Below are 25,089 nucleotides of genomic sequence, written 5' to 3'. Positions count from 1 at the left end.
ATCTTCCTAAAAATTAGGATAATCAATAGTGTTAGCACTCTTATCATCAGAGTGCCAAAATCGAACAAATAAAAAGGAGAACGATCATGACAAAGAAACAGTTTCAAGCCGAATCGAAACGAATTTTAGAGTTGATGGTCCACTCAATCTATACGCATAAGGACATCTTCCTCCGTGAGCTCATCTCGAACGCGAGTGACGCCATCGACAAAATGTATTACCGGGCCTTGTCGGATGAGGCAATCGACTTCAACAAGGACGACTACTTCATTAAAGTCGAGCTCGACAAAGACGCCCGCACAATCACCATCCGTGACACCGGAATCGGGATGACGGCCGATGAGCTCGAATCGAACCTCGGGATCATCGCCAAGAGCGGCTCGCTCGCGATGAAGCAGGCGACGAAGATGGAAGAAGACCACAGCCTCATCGGCCAATTCGGTGTCGGCTTCTACTCGGCGTTCATGGTGGCAGACCGTGTGACGGTCCGCACCCGTTCGGTCGACAGTGAACAAGGCTACTTGTGGGAGTCGGAAGGCACAGACGGTTACACGATCGAGCCGACAGATAAGACCGACATCGGGACTGAGATCACGTTGCACGTGAAAGCTGACACGGACGACGAGACGTACTCATCGTTCCTCGAAGAGTACGAGATCCGTTCGCTCATCAAGAAGCATTCGGACTTCATCCGCTATCCGATTAAGCTCGACGTGACGAAGCACCGTCAAAAAGAAGACTCGGACGAGTACGAGGATTACGTCGAAGAAGAGACGGTCAACAGCATGGTGCCGATTTGGCGCAAACGGAAGAGCGAGCTCTCGGAGGAGGACTACAAGGCGTTCTATCACGAGAAACGCTACGGCTTCGATGAGCCGCTCAAACACCTTCACTTGAACGTCGACGGCTCGATCCGGTATCAGTCGATTCTCTACATCCCATCGACGGTCCCGTTCGACTATTACACGAAAGAGTTCGAGAAAGGGCTCGAGCTGTACTCGAACGGTGTCTTGATCATGGAGAAGTCGCCTGACCTGCTCCCGGACTATTTCGGTTTCGTCAAAGGGATGGTCGACTCGGAAGACCTGTCGCTCAACATTTCCCGGGAGATGCTGCAGCAGGACCGCCAACTTCGCGTCATCGCCAAAAACGTGAAGTCGAAAATCAAAGGCATGCTCGAGAAGATGCTCCAAAACGAGCGCGAAGACTACGAGAAGTTCTTCGAGTCGTTCGGCCGTCAGCTCAAGTTCGGCGTCTACGATCAGTTCGGTGCCGCCAAGGACGAGTTGAAAGACTTGCTCTTGTTCCACTCGTCGAACGAGAACAAGCTCGTCACGCTCAAAGAGTACGTCGAGCGCATGAAAGACGATCAAAAGTACATCTATTACGCGACGGGTGAATCGATTCACCGCATCGACCTTCTCCCTCAGGCGGAACGCTTGAAAGAAGAAGGGTTCGAGATTCTCTACTTCACCGAAGAAATCGACGAGTTCGCCATCAAGATGCTCCAGTCGTATGACGACAAAGAGTTCAAGTCGATTGCGAGCGGTGACCTCGGTCTCGATGACGAGGCGGCCGATTCACTCAATGAGGACAACAAGGACTTGTTCGCTTTCATGAAACAAGAACTGGGCGACCGTGTTAAAGAAGTGCGCGCATCGACACGCCTCAAGTCACATCCGGTCTGCTTGACGGTCGCCGGCGACGTCTCAATCGAGATGGAGAAGATTTTGAACACGATGCCGAATGGCGGCGGCATGAAAGCTGAAAAAGTGCTTGAAGTGAACGCCGATCACGCCATCTTCCAGACGTTACAGCGCATCTATAAGGAAGATGAAGCGAAAGCGAAACAGTATACCGATTTGCTCTATCAGCAGGCGCTCCTTATCGAAGGGCTAACGATTGAAGACCCGGTCGCCTATTCGAATGCGGTGTGTGCGTTGATGGCAGAATAATGGAAAGGCAGAGGGCGACCTCTGTCTTTTTTTACTAAGCATTATATACATCCGCTGAAAATTTATTGAAAATCACTTACAAATAAAACCGATAGAAAGTTCTAAAGAATTTCAAAAATCAACCTTATTGATTGTATTACCTATGATAAACACATATGATTTGTAAAAGGTAAATGATATAGACGTAGCAATACTATGAATTTTATAATTTCCAAGCGAGAATAAATCCCTGGATTTTTCTTCTCATTTTTAATAAAATAACTATAACCTCATTTTTTGTTTAATAGGAGTGACCAAATGAAACCTATAGCGGTAGATTTATTCTGTGGAGCAGGAGGCATGAGCGAGGGTATTATCCAAGCCGGTTTCCACATAGTTTTTTCTAGTGACATTAACGAATATGTCGAAAAAACTTATACTAATAGACACGAGCAATTAGGCCTAATTCAAGGCTTAAACACCTTCTTCTATAGAAAAGATATCAGAGAATTAACCGGCGATGATATATTAAAAAAAATTAGTAATTTAGAAATATTTAAAGACCAAGAAGTGCCAGAGATTGATGTTGTATTTGGAGGTCCCCCATGTCAGGGTTTTAGTAATGCAGGGAGAAGAGACAAAAACGATCCAAGAAATATGCTCTTCAAAGAATACCTTAGAGTCATAAATGAACTTAAACCAAAATACGTGGTAATGGAAAATGTGGAAGGCTTTAATTCTACTAAGTTAGACGGATTCATCGGAGTGAGCGGAACAGTTTATCCAGACAATAGCTTAGTACCAAATCTTCTTCAGGTAGAATTAAACACTATAGGATATACCACTCTTGTACCAAAGGTTTTAGATGCTTCTGACTATGGAGTTCCGCAAAGAAGGAGACGTGCAATTTTTATCGCGTATAGGAATGGACAGACGCCTCCTAATTATCCTGAGCCGACTACTCCTGAAGAAAATCAAAAAGTTACAGTTTTAGAAGCAATCGGAGATTTAATTACAGACCCACAAATAAAAAAGACAATAGATTCAAGTAAATCAGAATATCAAGTAGAGTCTATGAAAGGAAGAACAAAAACTATCCATGGGAATAGCCTTCCTGTAACTCACTCTGTATACAACCACGACTTGGCCCAGCACACCTCTTCAGTCAAAGAGCGCTTTTCTCTTTATAAAGAGGGCGAAAGTGTAGCTGCATTAATAAATAGGCTAGCTAGTGGGAAATTAGACTTAAGAGAATATCCTTCTTTGCTAAAAGATTTAACGTTAAAATTTAAAGATAGCTATAGCGAAGAAGAAATTATCAATTCATTTCTATCCGGTTCAGCAGATCCCGTATTGATTAAAGCATTACTGACAAAGAAAATTAATAGATATCGATTTGATAGGAATAAAGTAGCACCTACTGTTGTTACTTTGCCTGATGATTATCTAATACCTTTCGAAAATAGAATCCCAACCGTGAGAGAAATGGCTAGGTTGCAGTCTTTTGACGACAGTTTTGAGTTTCTCGGCAAGCGTACCACCGGAGGAAGTAGAAGAAAAATTGAAGTTCCTCAATACACCCAAGTAGGCAATGCAGTACCACCTTTGTTGGCAAAAGCTGTATCAGAAAAAATAATGGAAGCAATTTTTGAAAGCAAAAAAACGCATACGTTAATTTAATTAATCTTCAGAAGCATCATTTGACGTAATATTGCTTCTGAAGATTTTTGATTTTACAATCTAAAGTCCACTACTTCTCCAAACAATAACTTTCTGTTTCGAGGATCTATTCTAAAACCCTGTCCATAATCAATTTTTGATGAGCCTAGTTTTACCTTCGCCCCCATATCAGCCCTTCTTCGCCAATCGAACGTAATAATACCTTCTTGTACTAAATATAAAAACTGAGTAAAAATCGGGTCTCGAGAGTACTCTACTTTTATGTATTTAAAATAAACCATACTGTTTATCCAAGTATGTTCAGCAACTACCCACATCGTTTTAGGATGTTTGGCGTTTAACCTTTGCATTATGTCTTCAAACTTCCAAGAACACACATTTACTGTTTTATCACCTTGCAAACACTTTTGATGTATCATTTCATTCTCTTCATCGACTTCTAAAAACAATCCTTGTGCGTTCGGTTTTTGACTTACAGTTACAAATAAAGCCTTGTAGCCTTCATATTCTCTATCCTCATAACCATAATTGAGAGCCATCTCATTTGAACTTTTGACGGTACTAATTTGCCAATTAGGGACCATACTAAACAAAGTGTCTTTAGTTTTAGAATTTATCTTTTTTCCTTTTACTTCTATTCCCCCTTCAAAATCCGGTGTTTTCAGATTATTGATTTGAATTCCTAATTCTCTTTCAAGAGTCTCTCCTATGTCTTTATCGTTTAATTTATAAGGGGAGACACTCATGACCCAGCCTGATTGCGCAACAGCGCTTATTTTATCCCGAAATCTCTTGACCATCTGCTCTTCTTCTTTATTATCCCCAAAATATACCTTCATTTTTCTTTTGAAATCAGGATGGTTAATCAGTGGAATAACAATAATTCTTTTTTTATGAAAGGTTAAATAAACTAATGTGTTTGAATCAACAAGTTGTTTAAGCCCATAAACCCAAAACCTAGGGTCACCATTTTTAGTTCTAGGTCTATAAAAGCTGCACTTGGTTAGAAAGGGGCCTTCTGACAATAATATTGTAGAGTTTCTCATTCTTTTCTCACCTTGAATAATTTCTTCAAAATCTATAATGCTTTCAGTTTTTAAAAACAGTCTTATCTCTTCAGAAGCATCTATAATGCCTTTTTTTAGCATAGTATCAGTCATCCTAACGAGCGCAAACTCATGCCGGCAATAATTTTGGATTATTTGAATCAATGATTTTTCGAAATCTGTTGGTAAAAAAAGTGGATTCATAGAATAACTCCTCCATTAAAATATTATTTTCCTCTTTTTAAATTTAAATCTCTGTATAATACATTAGCAAATATAAGATGCATTAACCTTTTTTACTTACAAAAAATGTATCTTCTGTTTAATAATATATGAATTTAAAGTAGGCCTATGCCTTTAACCAGATTTTATAAGGCCCATATAAACCATAAAACATACTAAAGCTAAAAAACTTAACAAAAAAAGATCAAATCACTCATAAGGATTTGACCTCTTAATACTAATTGAAAATTCATAGTTTATTTAAAATTATTATACGTACCCAACAACTGCATCTGAATCGCTTCCTGCAAGATGTTTTGGTCATCCTCTTGCTCATGGACCTCTGCGATTCGATGGCTCATCCGCTCAATCAATCCGACGACGAGGGCGTTCCCCATCGTGAAGTAACGTTTGCGGTCCGTCATCGTGTCCGTCCATCCATAAGGGAATCCGTTCAGTCCCTCGCACTCCTCAGGGCGCAAGTAACGAAGCTTTTTCGTCTGTGGATCTTCGATGACATGGCTCGAGCGGTTGCACGTGCCTTCGCTCGTCAACATTGTGCGTCCAGGAAGGTCGAGCGAGTCCGGATATGACATGCCGCCTTCCGCGTACACATACACGTGACCGCTCGCCGAGGTCCGCTCGATTTTCTTCGGCCCTTTCAAGTAAGCCAACTCTTCCTGCTCGTTCCGACCCGACTTTTTAATCGTCTCGGTGTCCAAATAATACTGCTCCGGTGCAGGACCGAACTGCTCATAGACTTCTTGGACCACTTCGCCGAGTGTCTTCGGCACTTCGCGTTTAGGTAACGTCTCGAGCGTCGTCACCTGATTGCCCGACATAATCCCTGCGTTCCGGTACGTGGCCGAGAACATGTCAGAAATCTCGACAATATCTTTCGGCAGTTCGAACTGCGAGCCCGGATGTTTCTCGCTCGTCAGTTCATGGACCGGGAATGCCGGAGCAAAGAAGCCTGACTCGAGCAACCATTCCTCAGGGTTTGCCTGTTGAGCACGTGCCGAATGATTCAGGTCGGTGCGGGTCGCGAAGATGAAGATGCGACGACGGCGTTGCGCGAACCCATAGTCGGCCGCATTGATGACGCGCCACTCGACCGTATAGCCTTGGTCGGCGAACGCACGAAGCATGACGCTGAAGTCACGTCCCCGTTGTTTGGCTGGAGACTTCATGAGTCGATCGACGTTCTCGAGTAACACGTATGGCGGTTTCTCTTGTTCGATAATGTTCATGATTTCCCAGAACAAGACGCCCTTCTTCCCTTGAATGCCTTGCTCGTTCTTGAGGCTGCGCGAGACACTGTAGTCTTGGCACGGGAAGCCCCCGACTAACAGGTGGTGCGGACCCGCCTCCATCCACGACAAGGCGATATCTTCATTCGAATGTATACCTCGGTTCTTGAACCGTTCGGCGTAGCAATCGAAAGCCGGTTGACTCTTCGTCGCCGGTTCCCATTGATTGCCCCAAACTACATCGAATTTGTCCGATGTAGGCTCGGCATTCACGTCTTTAATTCCTTCAAGTGCGATGCGGAAACCTCCTACACCAGCAAATAACTCAACTACTTTAATCAATGGGAACACCCTTTCGCATTTTCTATCTTAAATTTACTCTATTTTTAATTTCGACTCAATGAAAATAGTGTATCACGAACGATGAATTCGATCAAGCGGTACGCTATAATGGTTATAAATGTAAAATATAGGAGGATTCACTTTGCGGTATGAAACGATTCAAGAATTGATGGACAAGGCAAGAGAAGCCGAAGGGAAGACGTTCGGAGAGATCGACACGACCGGGCGTATCAAAAATGTCCGCTCGAAAGGTTCCCTCGGGCACATCATCGAGGAGAGCCATTTCGGCTACCAAATCAACTCGGACGCACGGCCTGATTTCGAGGAACTCGGCATCGAGTTGAAGGTCACCCCTTTCAAGAAAAACAAAAACGGTACATATTCATCGAAGGAGCGGCTCGTCTTGAACATGATTGATTATCATAACGAGCACGAGTATTCGTTCGAGACGTCGAGCTTCTTATCCAAAGCCACGAGCATGCTGATTATGCTTTATCAATATGAGCCAAACATCCCTATCGACGACTACCGTATCTATAAAGCGTTCTTGAATGAGTTCTCAGAAGAGGATTTGGACGTGATGCGGCAAGACTGGGAGACAATCGTCGCAAAAATCAAACGTGGCGAGGCCCATTTGATCTCCGAGGCCGATACAATGTACTTGTCAGCCTGCACGAAAGGGGCGAACGGCTCGGTCGTCCGTAGCCAACCGTTCTCAGAGCAACCCGCAAAACCTCGGGCCTTCTCACTCAAAGCTTCTTATATGTCGGGACTCGTCCGTCAGTACTTAACCCCAGAGTTGATGGAGTCAATCGCCAATCACGGTGAATTGAAAGAAATGTCGATTGAAGAACTCCTCGAGGCAAAACTCGCGCCTCATTACGGGAAGACGGTACTCGAACTATGCGAAGAGACAAGCATCCCATATAACCCGGGCAATAAGGCGATGATTCCACGAGTCATGGCAAAACTTTTCGGAGTCAGGAAGACTGATTTGTCGAGCATCGAAGAGTTCGCGAAAGCGAACATCAAGTTCAAGACGATTGCGCGAGAGCCTGACGGCAAGATTCGGGAACACATGTCGTTCGGAAAAGTCGATTTCGACGACTTGTCTCGAGACGAGTGGGAAGAATCCGACTTGTATGACACGTTCGCCGAACAGAAATACCTCTTCCTCGTATTCCGATATGACGAGGAGTACGTGCCCAAACAAAAACGTATCCCTCGTTTCGAAGGGATACGTCTATGGAACATGCCGCTTGAAACGGTCGATGGCGAATTGAAGTCGATGTGGCTCGAGGCTAAACACATTGTCCATACTGGAGTAAAACTGATACCTTCGGGTAAACGAGTTAAAAACAATCTTCCCGGCCCGAAGTTCAATCAGGTCGCCCATGTGCGCTCAAAAGGAGCCGACGGTCAGGACAAAGTGAAACTCCCAGACGGTCAGTGGATCACAAAACAATCGTTTTGGTTGGACAGAAACTACATCCAGCAGATTCTAGACGCGTAAAATGAGTACTTATCTCCCTCACGTGGAATCTTCCTATTAGAGGGAGGTGAAGGTATGGCCAGAAATGTACCAAAAGCATCGAGTCCAGCCGTCTTCAAGACGATGAGCGGCAATCGCGGCAAGGACACGAAGATGGAAGTGAAGGTCCGGAAAGCACTATGGGCTGCCGGATATCGATATCGGAAGAACAATCGGAAGTTGTATGGGACACCGGACATCTCGTTTCCCGGACTCCGTGTTGTCGTCTTTTTGGACTCCTGCTACTGGCACGGCTGCCCCCTTCACTTCAAACTTCCGAAGACGAACGCCGAGTTCTGGCGTCAGAAAATCGGTCGCAACATCGAACGGGATGCTGACGTTACAAGACACTACGTCGAAGAAGGATGGGTCATCCTCCGGTTTTGGGAGCATCAGGTCAATGAAGACTTTGATCATGTGATTTATACCATCACCCATTTCGTAGACATGGCCAAAACCAATCGACATATACGAAGTGGATAATAGAAATTACATGTTAATCTAAGTCCTCATCAAACAACGGCTCATCATAAGTTTCTGTTGCATCATCGACAATCTGGTTCGTATAGAATCCTTCTACACGGCCTCTTTTTTTGCCCTTTTCATTAAAATGCTCGACAATCCTGAACGTATCGGGTGCTTCAAGCCCGATGATGACGATTGGTACGGTCAACTGAGTGTTCAACGGTTTCAAATGGTGGACATATTTCTCATATGTACCGATGGCGTTGTCGAAATTTCCGGCCCGCTGAAGTCTTTGGGTCGCACAAATAATCACACCAATCCGTGTTTGAATTGCCTTCTCGACATGGTTCAACTCGCTCGCAATGACCGGTTTCAATAGATTCCATGCAATCGTTCCCGAATGGTTGAAACCTACTTCCAGCGAGATATTCTCTTTGGCAAAATCGAGACGCCATACATTCTCTGAATAGTCACGGTCTTGGAAGATCGGACTTTCGCTGGCCCATCCTCTCTTTGAAAACTCTGATTTGAATAAATCATTCAAGGTTGAGGACAGACTTTTATTCTTGTCCGCATACTTCTCTTCGAATTTTTGAATGATGTCATCATCACTTATGGAAGATATGATGTCATGAATTTCTCTCCAAATCTCTGTGAACTCCTCATCATTTTTAAGTATTGTCTCCCCGAAGCGGTGTGAATGAATTCGATAGTTCAACTGTCTCACCCTTTTATATGTAATTGATAATGATGTACTTCGTGACGAGAATAAACGACTTTCCTTCACTCGATTCAAACTCTCGCTATTCCTAATCACTTTATCAGGATACAGGATTGAAAACAAAAGCACATTTATTTTGTAATCGTTTTCTTTCCTTTCGTCAAGCGATTTATCCATTTAACGTTGATATATCAACATTTTACCAGACATGCAAATGCCTTGACATTTTTGGCGGGTTATATGAAGTTAGTATTACATTATAATTATTCTAGTAGAGATAGAATCCCACTAGAGTAAAAAACCAAGGAGGACATATCCCATGTCATTAATCGGCAAAGAAATCTTACCTTTCAAAGCACAAGCATTCCAAACAGGTGAATTCCTCGAAGTATCGGACAACGACTTCAAAGGTCAATGGAGCGTCGTTTGCTTCTACCCAGCTGACTTCACATTCGTCTGCCCGACTGAATTGGAAGACCTTCAAAACGAATACGCGACACTTAAAAACCTCGGCGTCGAAGTCTACTCAGTATCGACTGACACACACTTCACGCACAAAGCATGGCACGAAACATCAGAGAAAATCGGTAAAATCGAGTACATCATGATCGGTGACCCATCACACACAATCTCACGTAACTTCGACGTCTTGAACGAAGAAGATGGCCTTGCTGACCGCGGTACGTTCATCATCGACCCAGACGGCGTCATCCAAACAGTTGAAATCAACGCAGGCGGCATCGGCCGTGACGCGAGCACACTCGTTAACAAAGTCAAAGCGGCACAATACGTCCGCAACAACCCAGGCGAAGTTTGCCCGGCTAAATGGGAAGAAGGATCTGCAACACTTCGCCCGAGCCTCGACCTCGTCGGCAAGTTGTAAGGAGCGGATTTCATGTTAGAAGCAGATATTAAACAACAGTTGGACCAATATCTCCAGCTTATGGAGGGCGATGTCGTCCTCCGTGTCAGCGCTGGAGATGACGCGGTCTCTAAAGAGATGCTCGACCTCGTGAACGAACTCGCGAGCATGTCGTCACGCATTTCGGTCGAGAACGTCACGCTCGAACGCACACCAAGCTTTAGCGTGAACCGCCCGTCTGAAGAGACAGGGATTGTCTTCGCAGGGATCCCGCTCGGTCACGAGTTCACGTCACTCGTCCTCGCGTTGCTCCAAGTGAGCGGCCGGGCGCCGAAAGTGGACGCGGATTCGATCAAACAGATTCAAAACATTCAAGGCACGTACCACTTCGAATCGTATATCAGCCTCAGTTGCCACAACTGCCCGGACGTCGTCCAGGCACTCAACGTCATGAGCGTCCTCAACCCGAACATCTCACACACGATGATCGACGGTGGCGCGTTCAAGGCAGAAGTGGAAGCGAAAGAGATCATGGCTGTCCCGACCGTCTTCTTGAACGGTGAGGCGTTCGGCAACGGACGCATGTCACTTGAAGAGATTTTGGCGAAACTCGGAACTGGTCCTGACGCTTCGGCGTTTGAAAACAAAGACCCGTATGACGTCCTCGTCATCGGTGGCGGCCCAGCTGGTGCGAGCGCAGCGGTTTACGCGGCTCGTAAAGGCATCCGGACCGGCATCGTCGCGGAACGCTTTGGTGGTCAAGTGATGGACACGATGGGGATTGAGAACTTCATCGGCACATCTTACACGGAAGGCCCGAAACTCGTCGCGAGCTTGGAAGAGCACGTGAAAGAATACGGCATCGACGTCATGAATCTCCAACGCGCGAAGCGTCTTGAGAAAACTGACCTCGTCGAAGTCGAACTTGAGAACGGTGCCGTCTTGAAGAGTAAGAGCGTCATCCTGTCGACTGGTGCACGCTGGCGTAACGTCAACGTCCCAGGTGAAGCTGAGTTCAAAAACAAAGGTGTGGCCTACTGCCCGCACTGTGACGGCCCTCTCTTCGAAGGCAAGCGCGTCGCAGTCATCGGTGGCGGCAACTCTGGAATTGAAGCAGCGATCGACCTCGCTGGGATTGTTAAACACGTGACGGTGCTCGAGTTCGCTTCTGAACTCAAAGCCGACCAAGTGCTTCAAGACCGTCTCCACAGCCTCCCGAACGTGACCGTCGTCACGAACGCACAGACGACAGAAATCACGGGTACGGACAAAGTGAACGGCATCTCGTACTTGTCTCGTGAGACGAACGAGACGCATCACGTCGAACTCGAAGGTGTCTTCGTCCAAATCGGACTCGTCCCGAACACGGACTGGCTCGACTCGGTCGAACGCAACAACTTCGGTGAGATCGTCGTCGACCGTCACGGTGCGACGAACATCCCAGGCGTGTTCGCAGCAGGCGACTGCACGAACAGCGCCTACAAACAAATCATCATCTCGATGGGATCTGGTGCGACTGCCGCACTCGGTGCTTTCGATTATATGATTCGCAACTAATAGGAAACGCGTCCTCATATTGGAGGACGCGTTTTTATAATTTCTCCCGAGTCTGGTAGAAACAAGATTTTGTCTCCAGAATCGATTTCAAACAAGTAGACGCGATTCGGTCGAAATGGGTTCCATCCCCTGTCCGATACACCGAGATCATTCACATATGTCACGTTCTTGTGTTCTCTTTTTCAAACCGTAAAAAGTAGTTTCGTATTGTTTAAGAACGTGCCTCAAACCCGCATGAAATGGGGTTTTGTTGCAATCTGATTGTGTATTGTACATTTTCGTTTGGACCCTTTTTGCAAATTAAAACACCGGATAAACACCAACTATTTCTCTTAAAGTACACTTTTCTATAAAAAATGTACTGCAAGGATTTTTCTAACCTTACAGCACACTCGAAATTGCCTTGTGTACCCGTTTGCAGCACACTATAATATTTTCCAACAAATGGGGGAAACTAATTTGTATGGAGGTGATATTTTATGGGATGAATTATAAAATTAAGTGCCAAATAAGTAGCCATTTCTCTTTCTTTTTGTAGATAAACATTGTTAAATCAACAAAAATTAGCAATCCATTTTATATGCTAATTGGATTGCTAAAATGTTTGTTATTTTATGTTTTGTACTATTAAACTTAACACGTTAATGATGGCACGCTACTCTGCTTATATTTATTTAGTATGAAGTAACAATTGATCTAAATCCATTATTTTAATTTTCTTTTTCGGTAACTGTTTAATCAATCCAAGTTCTTCTAGAGTAGTAAATTTACGGCTGATTGTTTCTGGTGTGGTACCAAGATACGAGGCTAAATCCTTTTTGGACATTGGTAAGATAATCGTTGGACTATTGCCACTTCCCTTTTCAATATTCTCAGCTAAAAAGGATATAATGCGGGTTTCTACATTTTCAATCGCTACTTGTGTGGTTTGTTTTTCAGAATCCTTTAAACGCATCGTTACTTCTGACAGTATTTTTAATGAGATCTGCGGATATTCCACCAAATACTTCTGTAAATCACCTCGTTTAATTAAACAAATAGATGTATTTTGTAGTGCTTCCGCATAATTCTCATGAATACTTCCAGGTTGGAAAATGGCGACTTCACCTGTAAAATCACCAGGATTTAAAATGCGAACAAGTTGTTCTTTTCCAGAATCCGATAAGCGGTAAATCCGAGCCTTACCTGAATTGATAATATATAAGGTATCATCTTCCTCATCTGCACGGAATAACATTTCCCCTTTTTTAAGATGAAGTGTCTTGGCAGATTCCGCAATCAAATCCATTTGTGAGTCTTCCAAATGGTTGAAAATGGGGACAATACGAATACATTCTGCATGTCCATGTTGGTGATGACAACATTGGTTTTGTTCCATAATAACCTCTTCCTTTTATAAAAAGCCTAAGAGGGCATCCTAGGCTTCCTTTCTATTCACTCGATTAAGCAGGTTTTACCTTTGATTTGACAACAGGATATCCTAAGTCTTCAATTGCCTTTTCGATATCGTTAATAGCGACTGCTTCTGAATCAAAATCTACTTTTACTTTACTTGCATTGAACATTACTTTCAAGCTATCTTGATTCACACCGTTTATTCCTTTCACCGCATTTTCAATCTTTTGGAGACAAGATGGGCAAGATAAGGTTTCTAATTGAATCGTTGCTTTTTGCATAAATCATTTCCCCCTTCATTTTTTAACGACCGTAAACCAATCTATTCTTTTGTTTTTGAGTTACTTTAAGCCTGATATGCTTTATCTACTTCTGATAACATCTCGAATGTGCCTCCATACGTTTCACATACATCTCCAGGAATGGTGTAGTTGTCTGTGATTTTTCGTAATTGAGCAAATTCAGCATCTAAGTCAGGTTTGTTCGTACCTGCGTCTTTTACTTTTCCACTAATTGTTTCAAACAATTCACGTACTTCAAAGGCTTCTGGGTGATTCTTACCATGGGCCCGTGTAATTGCAGTGGTGTATAAATCCAGCTTTTCAAAATGGTTTGTTATTACTTCGTTAAATGTCTGTTCAGACATTATTCGTTCCCTCTTTCTTGTGGTTTTTTGGTCTTAGGCCGATTTTACTTTTGATTTGACGACTGGATATCCTAAGTCTTCAATGGCTTTTTCGATGTCGTTAATGGTGATCGTTTCTGAATCAAAATCTACTTTTACTTTACTGGCATTAAATAATACTTTTAAGCTATCATGATTAACCCCGTTTAATCCTTTCACCGCATTTTCAATCTTTTGCATACAAGATGGACAAGATAATGTTTCTAATTGAATAACTGCTTTTTGCATGAATTATTTCTCCTTTCATCTTATCTTTTATTTTTTTGTTTTCCCTCTTCTTCTTTACAATTTAAGTATAGTTCAGGTTCAACGAAATGAATTTGATGCAAATCAAGTTTTAAGAAAAAGTAGGGGAGTATTTTGTTCTTCCTACCTGAATACTTCCCCTTTATCATTCATCAAGACTGCTTTCTATTAAAATTATTCTCTCAAACGGTATCGAAGCAATCTCATACCATTCAAGATAACTACTAAGATACTTGCTTCGTGAACCAACATCCCGATTGACATATTCATCCATTCACCAAATAGTAGGCTGGCAAGTAAGACTAATACCACACCAACTGCTATGGTAATGTTCTGTTTCATGTTTCTTGAAGTTGATTTTGTTAAGCCTAATGCGTGTGGTAAACGACTAAAGTCAGAATTCATTAAAACAACATCTGATGTTTCAATTGCAACATCTGTTCCACTTCCCATGGCAATTCCGATATCTGCTAAGGCTAGTGAAGGACTATCATTCACTCCGTCACCGACAAAGGCAATGATCCCGCCTTCTGCTTGCATTTTTTCGATATAAGCAGATTTCCCTTCCGGTAGCATATGACCATGTGCTTCTGTTAACCCAAGTTCTCGAGCAACTAAATCTACGGTTCCTTGGTTGTCCCCAGAAAGAACGACAAGGTTTTTGACCCCTAGTTTTTTCAGTTTTTGAAGATCTTTTTTAACACCTGGGCGGATTTGATCCCGAATACCCATCAGAACGTTTAATTCTCCGTCGACCGCAGTTAACACAAGAGAATTCCCATTTTTCTCAAAGCGTTCGACGTCTTTTTTAGCTTTTTCGCTTAATTTCACATTTTTCTTTTCCATTAAAGCTACGTTACCAACGGCTATACGATGAACACCTATTTTTGCTACAATTCCGCCACCTTTAACGACTTCGGTTTCTTCAACAGTAGAGAAAGTTATCTCGCCAATATCCTGTAGGACAGCTTTCGCTAGTGGGTGGTCCGATTCACGCTCCACACTTGCTAAATATCCTAGAACCTCTTCAGTATTTTTTCCGTAAAATTCTTTTTCGGCAACTTCAGGGTTTCCTACTGTCAATGTTCCTGTTTTATCAAAAACGATAGTATCTACTCTGCTAAAGTCATTGATAACTTCACTACCTTTTAAGAGGACACCATTACGTGCACCGTTTCCGATACCGGCAACGTTGGATACAGGAACCCCGATAACTAATGCACCTGGACATCCTAAAACAAGAATCGTGATAGCTAGTTCAATATCTTTTGAGAAAAACCAAACAATAAAACCAAGGACTAACACAGCTGGTGTATAGTATTTTGAGAATCGGTCAATGAAACGTTCTGCTTCTGATTTGGAATCCTGTGCCTCTTCCACTAATTCGATAATTCTACCAAATGTTGTATCTTCTCCAACACGATCAGCTCGAATTTGGATCGTTCCATTTTCTAAGATAGATCCTGCAAATACTTCAGAATCAACCTTTTTACTTACAGGTAGAGATTCTCCAGTAATACTTGCTTCATTAATGTGACCTTCACCAGTTAACACTGTTCCATCTACCGGAACTTTTGCACCCGTTTTAACTAATAAAATATCACCTTCGTCTACATCATCGACATCTACTTCTTCAAATTCTCCGTTTTCCATTTGCTTTAAAGCACTTTCTGGTGCCAGCTCTGTTAATTCTTTAATGGCAGAACGTGTTTTGTTCAAGGTACGCTGCTCCAAGTAAGAACCAAATAAGAATAAGAAAGTAACGATGGCTGATTCCTCATAATTTTGAATCAATACTGCTCCAATAACTGCAATGGTAACTAAAACATCAATACTGACAACTTTTACTTTTAATGCCTGATAGGCTTGGATTGCAATCGGCGCCACACCAAGAATGGATGCAATGATGAGCAACCAATTGAAAATGGCCATGTTGTCTAAGGAAAATCGTCCGAAGAATGCAAGTGCAATCAAAATTGCACTGATCAGTGTAATGGAATTCTTTTTACTTAATATATATCTTTGCATGTTGATTCCCTCCAATTTCATTTTCATTTGTATTCCTTGTTGATGACTCTAGTCTAGGATGTTTCTATGAAATAAAAATTGATTCGAATCAAGTTCTATTGTAAAAGTGAAAAATTATAAAAGAACAGCAAAACAAAACCAACTGTTTTACGGAATAACTCTTATATATTATCGAACATCGACATACAATCACAAAAATTCATTATATTGTACATTCTTTATTCAGCAGGCTTTAGAAAAGTAGTTAGTTTAAGTGTACTCTTTCACATTATCCATTGGCGTTACTCAGAATTTGCTCCAATTACTAAACAAAAGCTAATGAAGATTATGGAACAACATGATCCAGTTACCGGTTTTTTTGGAATATCCGCCATAGGCTCAAATAGTTTGTTTAACAAACAGCTATCATCCTAATCACCTAAACAGGTAGTTTTGTTTAACATTTTGTCGCGAATGTGTGAATAACTCAACTATTTAACGAAACCCTCCAAGCTATAATAAAAAAATGGTGCTCATCCAAACACTAACAGAAAGTGTAAAAAGGGCCGTTTTGTATTTCATCATTAATTTTCGTTTATTATCTTTAAACACCAAACAAACACCAACTCTAAATCAAAAGCGCGTAAGATAGCGTGTTTTCGGGCTTTGTTCCGTATCAGTGTGAATGTTTCAAAGTATGTTCCGCCTCGGCGACTGAATAACTCGGCAACCCAAAGTAAATCGCTCCAGCAATCAATAATGAAAAGATGACTCCCATTCTTATCCGATATCGGTTTTCTAAACTCTTTAGGCCAATCAACGCCACGATAATCATACTGGTCGCCGTTCCAAACGCCGCCGAGTTTCCATACCAAGCCTCATTGACGAACATCATTCCTCCAATGGCCAATATCCCGAACATCCACCACCACTTCATCCCCATCACCTCATGCCGATTATCCCAAAAACAGGAAAATAGGCAACTCCATTTTAATTAACTCCGACCGATTCAAACGTTTGATTCCCCGGGAAAGTGGAATATCGGACAAGAGAACGGATTTTGAATGAGGAGGCATTTCATGAACATCCCAACCATCAAACTACATGACGGCTACGAGATTCCGGCAATCGGGCTCGGCACCGTTTATTTACGAGGTGAACCGGGCGTCGACGCCATCACGAGCGCTATCCGCAACGGCTATCGTCTCATCGATTCGGCAATTCGCTATGACAATGAAGGAACGGTCGGCGAAGCCGTCCGGCAATCCGGCATCCCGCGCGAGCAACTGTTCTTGACGTCGAAGCTTCGCGCCCAATACTTCGACTACGACGATGCGCTCGAGATGATTCGTGAGTCGCTCTACCGGGCGAACCTCGACTATTGGGACTTGTTCCTGTTACATTGGCCGAACCCGAAACAAGACAAATACGTGGAGGCGTGGCGCGCACTCATCCAAGCGAAAGAGAACGGGTGGATCCGCTCCATCGGCGTCTCGAACTTTATGCCTGAGCACCTCGACCGTTTGATTGAGGAGACGGGTGAGACACCGGTCATCAACCAAATCGAGCTCCACCCATACTTCTCCCAAGTGGAACAGCGTCAAGCTGACAAAGAGCGCGGCATCATCACTGAGGCATGGAGTCCGTTGAGCCGAGCCCGGACTGTCACGCATGACGAGACGATTGCGGAACTAGCAAGACAAAAAGGCAAGACCGTGTCCCAAGTCATTCTGCGTTGGCACGTCCAACTCGGTGTCATCCCGCTCCCGCGTTCGTCGAGCGAGTTGCACCAAAAAGAGAACCTCGACGTCTTCAACTTCGAATTGACCGAGGACGAGATGGAGACGCTCAACGCCCTGACGAAGCAAGACGGCCGCATCGATAATCAAGACCCGAGAGAATACGAGGAATACTAAAAAAGATTGAGCCGTCTGGGCTCAATCTTTTCTCGTTAAAACGCCGGAATCGCCGTTTCTTCGTAATTTTCTTCCAAGAACGCACGGACTTCGTCACTTGTGAGTGCTTCGCCGAGTTTCTGGATGGCTTCTTCGTCTTTGTTGTCTTCACGGGCCACGAGTGTGATGGCGAAGTCGTTCTCGACACCTTCCGTCAAGAGGGCATCGCTCTTCGGCGTCAAGCCGAGTGGCGCCGCATAGGCCGGCGTCATGAGGACCGCATCGACGTCATCGTACGCACGCGCGAGCATGAGCAAATCGACTTCCTCGAACTTGAGGTTCTTCGGGTTTTCTGTGATATCGGCTTGCGTGTAATACGACCCGTTCTTCTCACCGAGCTTAATCACATCGTGTTGCGCGAGCAATGAGAGCGAGCGGTCGATGTTCGACACGTCGTTCGCGATGGCAATCGTCGCGCCTTCCGGGATATCGTTCATGTTGTCATACTCTTTCGAGTAGACACCGTAGTTGGCGAAGTAAATCGGTTCGATTGGGACGAGGTTAGCGTCATTGCTGCGGTTGAACTCTTCCATGTACGGGACGTGTTGGAAGAAGTTCGCGTCGACTTCTTTTGCTGCGAGCGCTGTGTTCGGTTGGACGTTGTCACCGAGGACGACGATTTCGAGCTCGATGTTGTCTTCTGCGAGTTGCTCTTTCGCGATTTCAAGCATATCCGTCATCGGTGGGATAAGCGATGCGACTTTGAGCGTCTGCGGCTCGTTTGACGGGGCTTCCGTCGTGTTCGTTTCGGAATCGTTCCCACACGCCGCGAGGACGAGTGTGAGTGAGGCGAAAAGCGCCAATAATTTTTTCATAAAGTTCTCCTTCTTTCTTTAGGTAATTAGCGTTTGTCGATGAGCCGAGCCACCGTCGTACCGGTGAACTGAATCATCTGGACGAAGACGAGCATGATCAAAATCATGTACATCATCAGCTCCGTCTTGAACTGTTGATAGCCGTAGCGGATGGCAAAGTCGCCGATGCCACCGCCCCCGACCACCCCCATGATGGTCGAGTACGAGATGAAGCTAATGATTGACGTCGTAAGCCCGAGGACAAGACCGGAACGGGCCTCGACGTACAAGAACTTGAAGATGACGTCTTTGATGGACGCCCCCATCGACACGGCCGCCTCGACGACGCCACGCGGTACGTCAAGGAGTGACTGCTCGACGAGTCGTGAGTAATGGGCGATGGCGATGATGGCGAGCGGCACGGTTGCCGCCGCCGTCCCGATGGCCGTTCCAATGATGAGCCGCGTAAATGGAATCAAAAACACGACGAGTAACAGGAACGGGAACGAGCGGACGATATTGACGATCAAGTTGAGCACGGAGAAGACGGCCCGATTTTCGAGCAGTTGCCCTTTTCGTGACAAGTAGAGCCACGTCCCGAGCGGCAGGCCGAGGAGGACGGCCGCGAGAATCGAGACGCCGACCATGATGAACGTCTCGCCGATCGATTGCCAAATCTCGGTCTGATATTGCAGGAGCACCTCAGGCATGTGGTTCACCTGCCTTCTTCAGTTGATCGACGAACCAGGACGGATTGTCATCGATGTCTGCGACCCCACTCGGAATGACATCAATCGTCTCATACACCGAACCGTCCGTCATGACGGTCACGCGGTCGCACACTTGTTTGATGACGTCCATCTCATGTGTCACGATGACGATGGTGACGCCGAGCCGCTCGTTAATCGACTTTAACACGCCGAGCACTTCAGCCGTCGTATTCGGGTCGAGCGACGACGTCGGCTCATCACATAACAAGACGTGCGGTTCGTTCGCGAGCGCCCGCGCGATGGCGACGCGCTGTTTCTGCCCGCCGCTCAACTGTGCCGGGTATTTATCTTTGAACGACTCGAGCCCGACGAAACGAAGGCACTCGAGCACCCGGGCCTCATGCGTCGAGCGCGGCCGGCCAGCCAGCTTCATTGAAGCGGCCACATTGTCATAGACGGTCTTGTTCGCGACGAGATTAAACTGTTGGAAAATCATGCCGATGACGTGGCGCTTCTCGCGTAGCTGTCGACTCGATAAGCTCGTCAATTCGTCCCCATCGACCGTGACTTGCCCTGTATCCGGTGTCTCGAGCAGGTTCATCAACCGGAGCAGCGTCGACTTGCCGGCCCCGCTCGCGCCGATGATGCCGTAGACCTCGCCCCGCTCGATCTGAAGCGAGACGTCACGGACGGCTGCGTCGCGGCCGAACTGTTTGCTGACATTCGTTAACGTGATCATAGACGGTTCCTTTCTCTTATGGGAAAACTGGGTCAACCTCGTACCCCATTTTAGCGAACTAAAGCAAATTTGTCAGGTGAGGTGCTTCACAAAAAAAGAACCGCACGGGGCGGTTCACTTTAACGGGTGCTGTTTGAAATGGTCAGCGATATGGCGCCGCATCGATTCACGATTTTCGGCAAAGATGCGATGCCGATGGCCGTTCCCCCCTGATGGATGGGGAAATCCGCTCACGACGCATTCTGGCGCGACAATGCCCTTGTCGACGAGCGTCTCGACGGCCCGACGGACGTTGATGCCCATCGGCAAGATGAGTGCGTCCTCGAGGACGGCCATCTCGTCGGCGAAGCTGCCTTCGACATAAGACCGGAACAAGTCCGTCTTCAACATGTCTGGACTCGACCCGTTGTAGTTCTTCCCTTTATAGAAGACGGGATACGGTAGCACCGCCGTATTCTGCACAAGATGGTTCGCCTCGCCAAATAAGTCGAGCGTCGTCGGGAGACCGAGGTGGTGATGCAACTCCAAGTCGTCGAGCATCGTCACCAAGTTCTTGCGGATCGGTCCCGAGAAACTGCCCCGTTGTTTGACGGCTCGGAGCGCTTCCTCGTCGGGCGCGTCCGCCAAATCGCGGATGGCCTCGAATGATTGCCGCATTTGATACAGCCCCGGCGTGATTCCCGCGATGACGACTTTGGCGTTCGGGTTGATGTATTCGAACGGTGCATAGTAAATCGTGAGTTGCTTGTTCGGGTCCTCCTCGAGTAAGAACGGTTCACTCTTCAGTGTCGCTTCCTCCAGGTCGGGCAGTTCGAGAATATGTTGTTTATAGCGTTGAAACAAGTCAGTACGTGTCGGCATGAAAGTCCCTCCTCTGTTTTTCTGTTCCCTAAATTAGTAAATCTTATTGGAGGATGACGATCTCGTTTGCGCATTGACGCGACACATCGGCTTTTGTATAGTTAGGAACGACAAAAAGGAATAGGAGTGACCAATTTGACTCCAACAGAACCGACGACACGACTTCTCGATCTCCTAAGCGAGCGTCACGACAAAATCCGTCGCATCAGCGAACGGGCTTGGAACGAGCAACATGACATCTACATCTCCAACTCCGAATGGTACGTGCTCGCCCGCATCTATAAGACGAAGCCGACCATTGCCGAAGTGACACGCAACGTCCACATCTCCCGCCAAGCGATCCATAAGCTCATCAAGAACTTGAAAGCCAAAGACCTCGTCACGGTGACCGATCATCCGACGAGTCGAAAAGATAAATGTATCGAGCTGACCGAGCTCGGAGTCCGTTGCTACGAACAGAACGAGGCACTGAAAGCCGAACTCGAACAAAAAATAGCCGAATCACTCGGTGACGACGCATTCCGACAACTGAAAATGTTGTTGAAAGCCGACTGGAATTTGTAATCTCTCCTAACGATTGGGAGAGATTTTTTTGTGTCATATCTCACCTCAAATGTCAACCGAGTTGACATTTCGTGTCATGAACTACTATACTTGATGAAAGGAAGAGGTGATCGATTTGTTCAAAACTGGTGATTTAATCATCTATTCGACCCACGGAGTTTGCCGCATTGACGACATTTCCGACATGACGGTCGCGGGTGAGACGAAGTCGTACTACACGCTCCATCCCATCAATAACGCACAGAAGTTGCAAATCAGTATCCCCGTCGATAGTGATAAAGTGATGATGTTGACGCTCCTTGAAGCGAAAGAAGCAAAAGAGATCCTCGAATCGTTCCGCTCGCCGGGTGTCGAATGGAATCCCCATCCGAACAACCGCAATCGCGAATTCTTGAACGTCGTGCACTCGGGTAACCGTCACGACATCGCTCAAGTCATCAACACGCTTGCTCGCCGTCAAAGCGAAGCTACCTTGATGAACAAGAAGTTATATGAACAGGACCGCAAGATTCTAGAGAACGCTAAAACGATCCTCGTGAAAGAACTTTCGCTCGCGCTTGAATTATCGGAAGAAATTATCGATCAACAAATTGCTGCTTATTTGAGCGAAGAACCTGTCGCCACTACTTGATTGGCCCCTTCCGTGCGAAGAGGTCTTTTTTTATTGTTCAAAGATGGCCAGCACCTGTTCTTTCAGCGGTTGGAAGCTATGTCCGACATGTCCGTGGTACATAAAATGCTTAGAGCAGAAAATCGTCCCGATTGTTCCATCTTCGTACGTAAAAGTAATTGGGCCGGCTGCAATCCAGTCCACTAATCGCACGTTCGAATCGAAGGTTACGGATGGGTTTAGTTTTTCTATTTCCAAAAACGCCAGTAATTCGCCAAGTGCTTGCTTACTGTGGACAATCAACACGTTAGGTTTGTAGTGGAAGAAAACCCTTTTGAAGATTTGTGCACCGTATACTGCCGCTTGTTTGTTTTTTAGTAAAGACAAGCATTTTGCAGATTTTGTAGGCCATGCATTCATGTTCGTTTCAACCACGTTAATCACTCCGCTAGATTTGGCCTCCAAATCTTTCACGAATGCGTTCAAACCGACCCGCGTCTTAGAGAGTCGTGATTTTCCGTCTCGGATTCGAAGCGTCTGCATCCGTTCCATGAATCGACTTCGATTATAAATCAGATCGATATATTCGCTAGTATCTTCGAAGTCTTTCACTTTCATAGGTGTGGCTGGATTGATGCCGACGATAAATACATTCCCTTTTGAATCCGGAGACTCAACAACAAACGGTCTAAAATAGGAGTCTTCCTCTTTTAGCTGAACCAGCTCCTCCATGTTCTTCTGCATCACTAATCCCCCTCCTCATTCCTTCTCAATAATGATGTCTTCCGCGAGCCCTGTGTTATTGATTTTCTTATACTGATCATACACATCCGCCACATCAACAAGTTCTTCGGGATCCACAAGCAATGTCTTCGACCCTTTTTCAATCAAGAGAAGTGGATGGTCTTTGAATTTGATTTGTTCAACCACATCATTCGCATGTGAGATTAGAAGCGTCTCTGTTGTCGGTCTCATGCAACGCATTTCCCAGCGGTCAAGCCATTCTAACACTTGTCTCGTTTCCCATTCGACATCGAACAGGATGGCAACAAGGATATAGTGATCCGCATGCCTCATCAGGACTGCGAAACAGTCGCCCAACTGGATACATTCCGTCTGTGCGATCTCCATATGGTCTTCGTAGTTAGGGACCACACAATACTCGAAACAGTCCGGGTACTCTCGAAGTTTGTTGACATAATCACCGTATTTTTTACGCTCCCATTCAGAAAGAATGATTTTATTCATGCAGCACCTCCTATTTTTATGTAGACTCCTACTTATTTTTAACCAATATATGGATTAATTGTCTTACAATCAAAAAGAAAAAGCGAGAATATGTTCATATCCTCGCCTGTACTCGCTTAATTGTGGACGACACCTTTCTCTTTCAAGCCGAGCGCCATCGCTGTCGATTCGTGAATCGTCTTGAACAGTTCAGGGTGATCCGAGAGCGAGACGCCATAAGACGGCACCATCTCTTTGATTTTCGGCTCCCATTCCGGCATTCGGCTTGGGAAACACTGCTCGAGCACTTTCAACATGACGTGCACGGCCGTCGAGGCTCCCGGTGACGCACCGAGCAGCGCTGCGACCGATCCGTCTTCGGCGCTGACGACTTCCGTCCCGAACTGGAGCGTCCCTTTGCCATCCGGCGTGTCTTTAATGACTTGGACTCGTTGTCCGGCGACGACGATTTCCCACTCCTCGTTCTTCGCGGTCGGGATGAATTCGCGGAGCTCGTCCATCCGTTTGTCATGCGACAAGAGCACCTGTTCAATCAAATATTTTGTGAGCGGCATCTCTTTCGCCCCGGCCGCGAGCATCGTCACGACGTTGTACGGTTTGACCGATTGGATGAGATCGAGGTTTGAGCCCGTCTTCAAGAACTTCGGCGTAAAGCCGGCGAACGGTCCGAACAACAACTCTTTGCGCCCTTCGATGAAGCGCGTGTCGAGGTGCGGCACCGACATCGGCGGTGCGCCGACTTTCGCTTTGCCGTATACTTTCGCGTTGTGCTGTTCGATGACGTCACGGTTCTTACAGACGAGGAACAGACCACTCACCGGGAATCCGCCGATGTGCTTCGACTCCGGGATGCCCGTCTTTTGAAGGAGCGGCAGGCTGCCGCCACCGCCGCCGATAAACAGGAATGGCGCCGTGTGCGTCTCGATTGTGTTCGCCTGAATATCCTTTACCTTCACTTCCCACAGCCCGTTCGCCAACCGTTTGACGTCCTCGACGCTATGCTTGTAATTGACCTCGACGCCTTGGCCGGTCAAATGGTCAAACAGCATCCGTGTGAGCGCACCGAAGTTGACGTCGGTACCTGAATCGATTTTCGTCGCCGCGATCGGCTCATCGACGGAACGTCCTTCCATGACGATCGGCATCCAGTCACGGAGTTGTTCCGGGTCATCCGATAAAACCATTCCTTCAAACAACGGATTATTTGTTAGCGCTTCCAAACGTTTCTTCAAGAAGTCGACGTCTTTCTCGCCTTGGACCATGCTCATATGTGGAATCGAACGGATGAACGCTTCCGGGTTTTGAATCAAGCCTTTATTGACGAGATGCGCCCAAAACTGACGCGAGATTTGGAACTGCTCGTTCACGTTGATCGCTTTCGAGATATCGAGCGTGCCATCTGGCTTCTCGGTCGTATAGTTCAACTCACAGAGGGCGGCATGTCCCGTCCCGGCGTTATTCCATTCGTTCGAACTCTCTTCCCCTGCACTTTCGAGCTTCTCAAACACTTTGACTTCCCACTCTGGTACGAGCTCTTTAAAAAGCGACCCGAGCGTCGCACTCATGATACCGGCACCAATCAAAATGACGTCTGTTCTCTTTTGAACACTGCTCATGAAAACCCCATCCTTCTCCCCTGGATTTGTGTATGAGACGATTCGGTAA

At 45.7% G+C, this 25,089-nt stretch carries 25 protein-coding genes; 9 read left to right on the top strand and 16 right to left on the bottom strand.

Going from position 1 to position 25,089, the window contains the following annotated elements; genetic code table 11:
• Nucleotides 1–86 precede the first annotated feature (86 nt).
• Both htpG and KNP02_RS08580 read left to right on the top strand, forming a co-directional pair.
• On the top strand, nt 87–1,955 hold the full coding sequence (gene htpG / locus KNP02_RS08585; protein WP_214708266.1) for a molecular chaperone HtpG: 1,869 nt from the start codon (nt 87–89) through the stop codon (nt 1,953–1,955).
• 297 nt (nt 1,956–2,252) lie between these two features.
• On the top strand, nt 2,253–3,614 hold the full coding sequence (locus tag KNP02_RS08580) for a DNA cytosine methyltransferase (RefSeq protein WP_214708264.1): 1,362 nt from the start codon (nt 2,253–2,255) through the stop codon (nt 3,612–3,614).
• A 53-nt stretch (nt 3,615–3,667) separates the two neighbouring features.
• On the opposite strand, the gene KNP02_RS08575 is transcribed toward KNP02_RS08580, so the two are convergent.
• The gene (locus KNP02_RS08575; protein ID WP_214708262.1) at nt 3,668–4,864 is read right to left on the bottom strand and encodes an MvaI/BcnI family restriction endonuclease; all 1,197 of its coding nucleotides are present in this window, start codon (nt 4,862–4,864) and stop codon (nt 3,668–3,670) included.
• 275 nt (nt 4,865–5,139) lie between these two features.
• The gene (gene dcm / locus KNP02_RS08570; protein ID WP_214708260.1) at nt 5,140–6,474 is read right to left on the bottom strand and encodes a DNA (cytosine-5-)-methyltransferase; all 1,335 of its coding nucleotides are present in this window, start codon (nt 6,472–6,474) and stop codon (nt 5,140–5,142) included.
• A gap of 142 nt (nt 6,475–6,616) precedes the next feature.
• Between dcm and KNP02_RS08565 the strand changes: the two genes are divergently transcribed.
• Nucleotides 6,617–7,987, top strand: coding sequence for a Sau3AI family type II restriction endonuclease (locus KNP02_RS08565; protein WP_214708259.1), 1,371 nt, complete (start codon nt 6,617–6,619; stop codon nt 7,985–7,987).
• Between the two features lie 54 nt (nt 7,988–8,041).
• Complete coding sequence (locus KNP02_RS08560; RefSeq protein WP_058765246.1) at nt 8,042–8,488, top strand: very short patch repair endonuclease; 447 nt, start codon at nt 8,042–8,044, stop codon at nt 8,486–8,488.
• 13 nt (nt 8,489–8,501) lie between these two features.
• Here the strand turns inward: KNP02_RS08560 and KNP02_RS08555 are convergent, their stop codons facing one another.
• Entirely contained in the window at nt 8,502–9,188 is a 687-nt protein-coding gene (locus KNP02_RS08555) for a BglII/BstYI family type II restriction endonuclease (protein ID WP_138860196.1), read from the bottom strand.
• A gap of 322 nt (nt 9,189–9,510) precedes the next feature.
• Between KNP02_RS08555 and ahpC the strand changes: the two genes are divergently transcribed.
• Nucleotides 9,511–10,074 (top strand): alkyl hydroperoxide reductase subunit C, encoded by a 564-nt coding sequence (ahpC, locus tag KNP02_RS08550; RefSeq protein ID WP_021067918.1) that lies wholly within the window; start codon nt 9,511–9,513, stop codon nt 10,072–10,074.
• Between the two features lie 12 nt (nt 10,075–10,086).
• The gene (ahpF, locus tag KNP02_RS08545) at nt 10,087–11,610 is read left to right on the top strand and encodes an alkyl hydroperoxide reductase subunit F (protein WP_214708257.1); all 1,524 of its coding nucleotides are present in this window, start codon (nt 10,087–10,089) and stop codon (nt 11,608–11,610) included.
• A gap of 670 nt (nt 11,611–12,280) precedes the next feature.
• On the opposite strand, the gene KNP02_RS08540 is transcribed toward ahpF, so the two are convergent.
• The 6 genes from KNP02_RS08540 to KNP02_RS08515 form a co-directional block, all read right to left on the bottom strand.
• On the bottom strand, nt 12,281–12,988 hold the full coding sequence (locus KNP02_RS08540) for a Crp/Fnr family transcriptional regulator (RefSeq protein ID WP_029333958.1): 708 nt from the start codon (nt 12,986–12,988) through the stop codon (nt 12,281–12,283).
• A 64-nt stretch (nt 12,989–13,052) separates the two neighbouring features.
• Nucleotides 13,053–13,286, bottom strand: coding sequence for a heavy-metal-associated domain-containing protein (locus tag KNP02_RS08535; protein WP_026907428.1), 234 nt, complete (start codon nt 13,284–13,286; stop codon nt 13,053–13,055).
• A 65-nt stretch (nt 13,287–13,351) separates the two neighbouring features.
• The gene (locus KNP02_RS08530; RefSeq protein WP_128123856.1) at nt 13,352–13,651 is read right to left on the bottom strand and encodes an iron-sulfur cluster repair di-iron protein, ric; all 300 of its coding nucleotides are present in this window, start codon (nt 13,649–13,651) and stop codon (nt 13,352–13,354) included.
• A 33-nt stretch (nt 13,652–13,684) separates the two neighbouring features.
• Nucleotides 13,685–13,918 carry a heavy-metal-associated domain-containing protein gene (locus tag KNP02_RS08525; RefSeq protein ID WP_029333960.1) on the bottom strand — a complete coding sequence of 78 codons (234 nt, stop codon included), beginning with the start codon at nt 13,916–13,918 and terminating at the stop codon, nt 13,685–13,687.
• A gap of 192 nt (nt 13,919–14,110) precedes the next feature.
• Nucleotides 14,111–15,964 carry a heavy metal translocating P-type ATPase gene (locus tag KNP02_RS08520; RefSeq protein WP_029333961.1) on the bottom strand — a complete coding sequence of 618 codons (1,854 nt, stop codon included), beginning with the start codon at nt 15,962–15,964 and terminating at the stop codon, nt 14,111–14,113.
• 655 nt (nt 15,965–16,619) lie between these two features.
• Nucleotides 16,620–16,880 carry a hypothetical protein gene (locus tag KNP02_RS08515; RefSeq protein ID WP_029333962.1) on the bottom strand — a complete coding sequence of 87 codons (261 nt, stop codon included), beginning with the start codon at nt 16,878–16,880 and terminating at the stop codon, nt 16,620–16,622.
• Nucleotides 16,881–17,022: 142 nt separating this feature from the next.
• On the opposite strand from KNP02_RS08515, the gene KNP02_RS08510 reads away from it, so the two are divergent.
• Nucleotides 17,023–17,859: an aldo/keto reductase gene (locus KNP02_RS08510; protein ID WP_131472018.1), complete on the top strand. Its 837-nt coding sequence runs from the start codon at nt 17,023–17,025 to the stop codon at nt 17,857–17,859.
• Nucleotides 17,860–17,894: 35 nt separating this feature from the next.
• Here KNP02_RS08510 and KNP02_RS08505 read toward each other — a convergent pair whose 3' ends face one another.
• The 4 genes from KNP02_RS08505 to KNP02_RS08490 all read right to left on the bottom strand — a co-directional run bounded on the left by KNP02_RS08505 (nt 17,895) and on the right by KNP02_RS08490 (nt 21,002).
• On the bottom strand, nt 17,895–18,713 hold the full coding sequence (locus KNP02_RS08505; protein WP_214708255.1) for a MetQ/NlpA family ABC transporter substrate-binding protein: 819 nt from the start codon (nt 18,711–18,713) through the stop codon (nt 17,895–17,897).
• 26 nt (nt 18,714–18,739) lie between these two features.
• A complete protein-coding gene (locus KNP02_RS08500) occupies nt 18,740–19,402 on the bottom strand; it encodes a methionine ABC transporter permease (protein ID WP_029596402.1) in 663 nt (220 codons plus the stop codon).
• The gene (locus tag KNP02_RS08495) at nt 19,395–20,141 is read right to left on the bottom strand and encodes a methionine ABC transporter ATP-binding protein (protein WP_214708253.1); all 747 of its coding nucleotides are present in this window, start codon (nt 20,139–20,141) and stop codon (nt 19,395–19,397) included. Before KNP02_RS08495 ends, KNP02_RS08500 begins: the two co-directional genes overlap by 8 nt.
• A gap of 114 nt (nt 20,142–20,255) precedes the next feature.
• Nucleotides 20,256–21,002, bottom strand: coding sequence for a hypothetical protein (locus tag KNP02_RS08490; protein ID WP_214708251.1), 747 nt, complete (start codon nt 21,000–21,002; stop codon nt 20,256–20,258).
• Between the two features lie 135 nt (nt 21,003–21,137).
• On the opposite strand from KNP02_RS08490, the gene KNP02_RS08485 reads away from it, so the two are divergent.
• Together KNP02_RS08485 and KNP02_RS08480 are read left to right on the top strand one after the other, a co-directional pair.
• Nucleotides 21,138–21,566, top strand: a complete 429-nt coding sequence (locus tag KNP02_RS08485) for a MarR family winged helix-turn-helix transcriptional regulator (protein WP_214708249.1) — start codon at nt 21,138–21,140, stop codon at nt 21,564–21,566.
• Between the two features lie 106 nt (nt 21,567–21,672).
• Nucleotides 21,673–22,197: a CarD family transcriptional regulator gene (locus KNP02_RS08480; RefSeq protein ID WP_214708247.1), complete on the top strand. Its 525-nt coding sequence runs from the start codon at nt 21,673–21,675 to the stop codon at nt 22,195–22,197.
• Nucleotides 22,198–22,227: 30 nt separating this feature from the next.
• Here the strand turns inward: KNP02_RS08480 and KNP02_RS08475 are convergent, their stop codons facing one another.
• From KNP02_RS08475 to mqo, 3 genes are all read right to left on the bottom strand, one after another.
• On the bottom strand, nt 22,228–22,920 hold the full coding sequence (locus KNP02_RS08475) for a hypothetical protein (protein WP_214708245.1): 693 nt from the start codon (nt 22,918–22,920) through the stop codon (nt 22,228–22,230).
• 15 nt (nt 22,921–22,935) lie between these two features.
• Nucleotides 22,936–23,424: a hypothetical protein gene (locus tag KNP02_RS08470; RefSeq protein ID WP_214708244.1), complete on the bottom strand. Its 489-nt coding sequence runs from the start codon at nt 23,422–23,424 to the stop codon at nt 22,936–22,938.
• A gap of 116 nt (nt 23,425–23,540) precedes the next feature.
• Nucleotides 23,541–25,040 (bottom strand): malate dehydrogenase (quinone), encoded by a 1,500-nt coding sequence (mqo, locus tag KNP02_RS08465; protein WP_214708242.1) that lies wholly within the window; start codon nt 25,038–25,040, stop codon nt 23,541–23,543.
• Nucleotides 25,041–25,089 lie beyond the last annotated feature (49 nt).

This window comes from Exiguobacterium sp. s40, from assembly GCF_018617905.1.
Classification (GTDB): Bacteria; Bacillota; Bacilli; order Exiguobacteriales; family Exiguobacteriaceae; genus Exiguobacterium; species Exiguobacterium mexicanum_A.
Note: the sequence above shows the minus strand (reverse complement) of the source record. Positions and strands in the feature narration are given on the sequence as shown.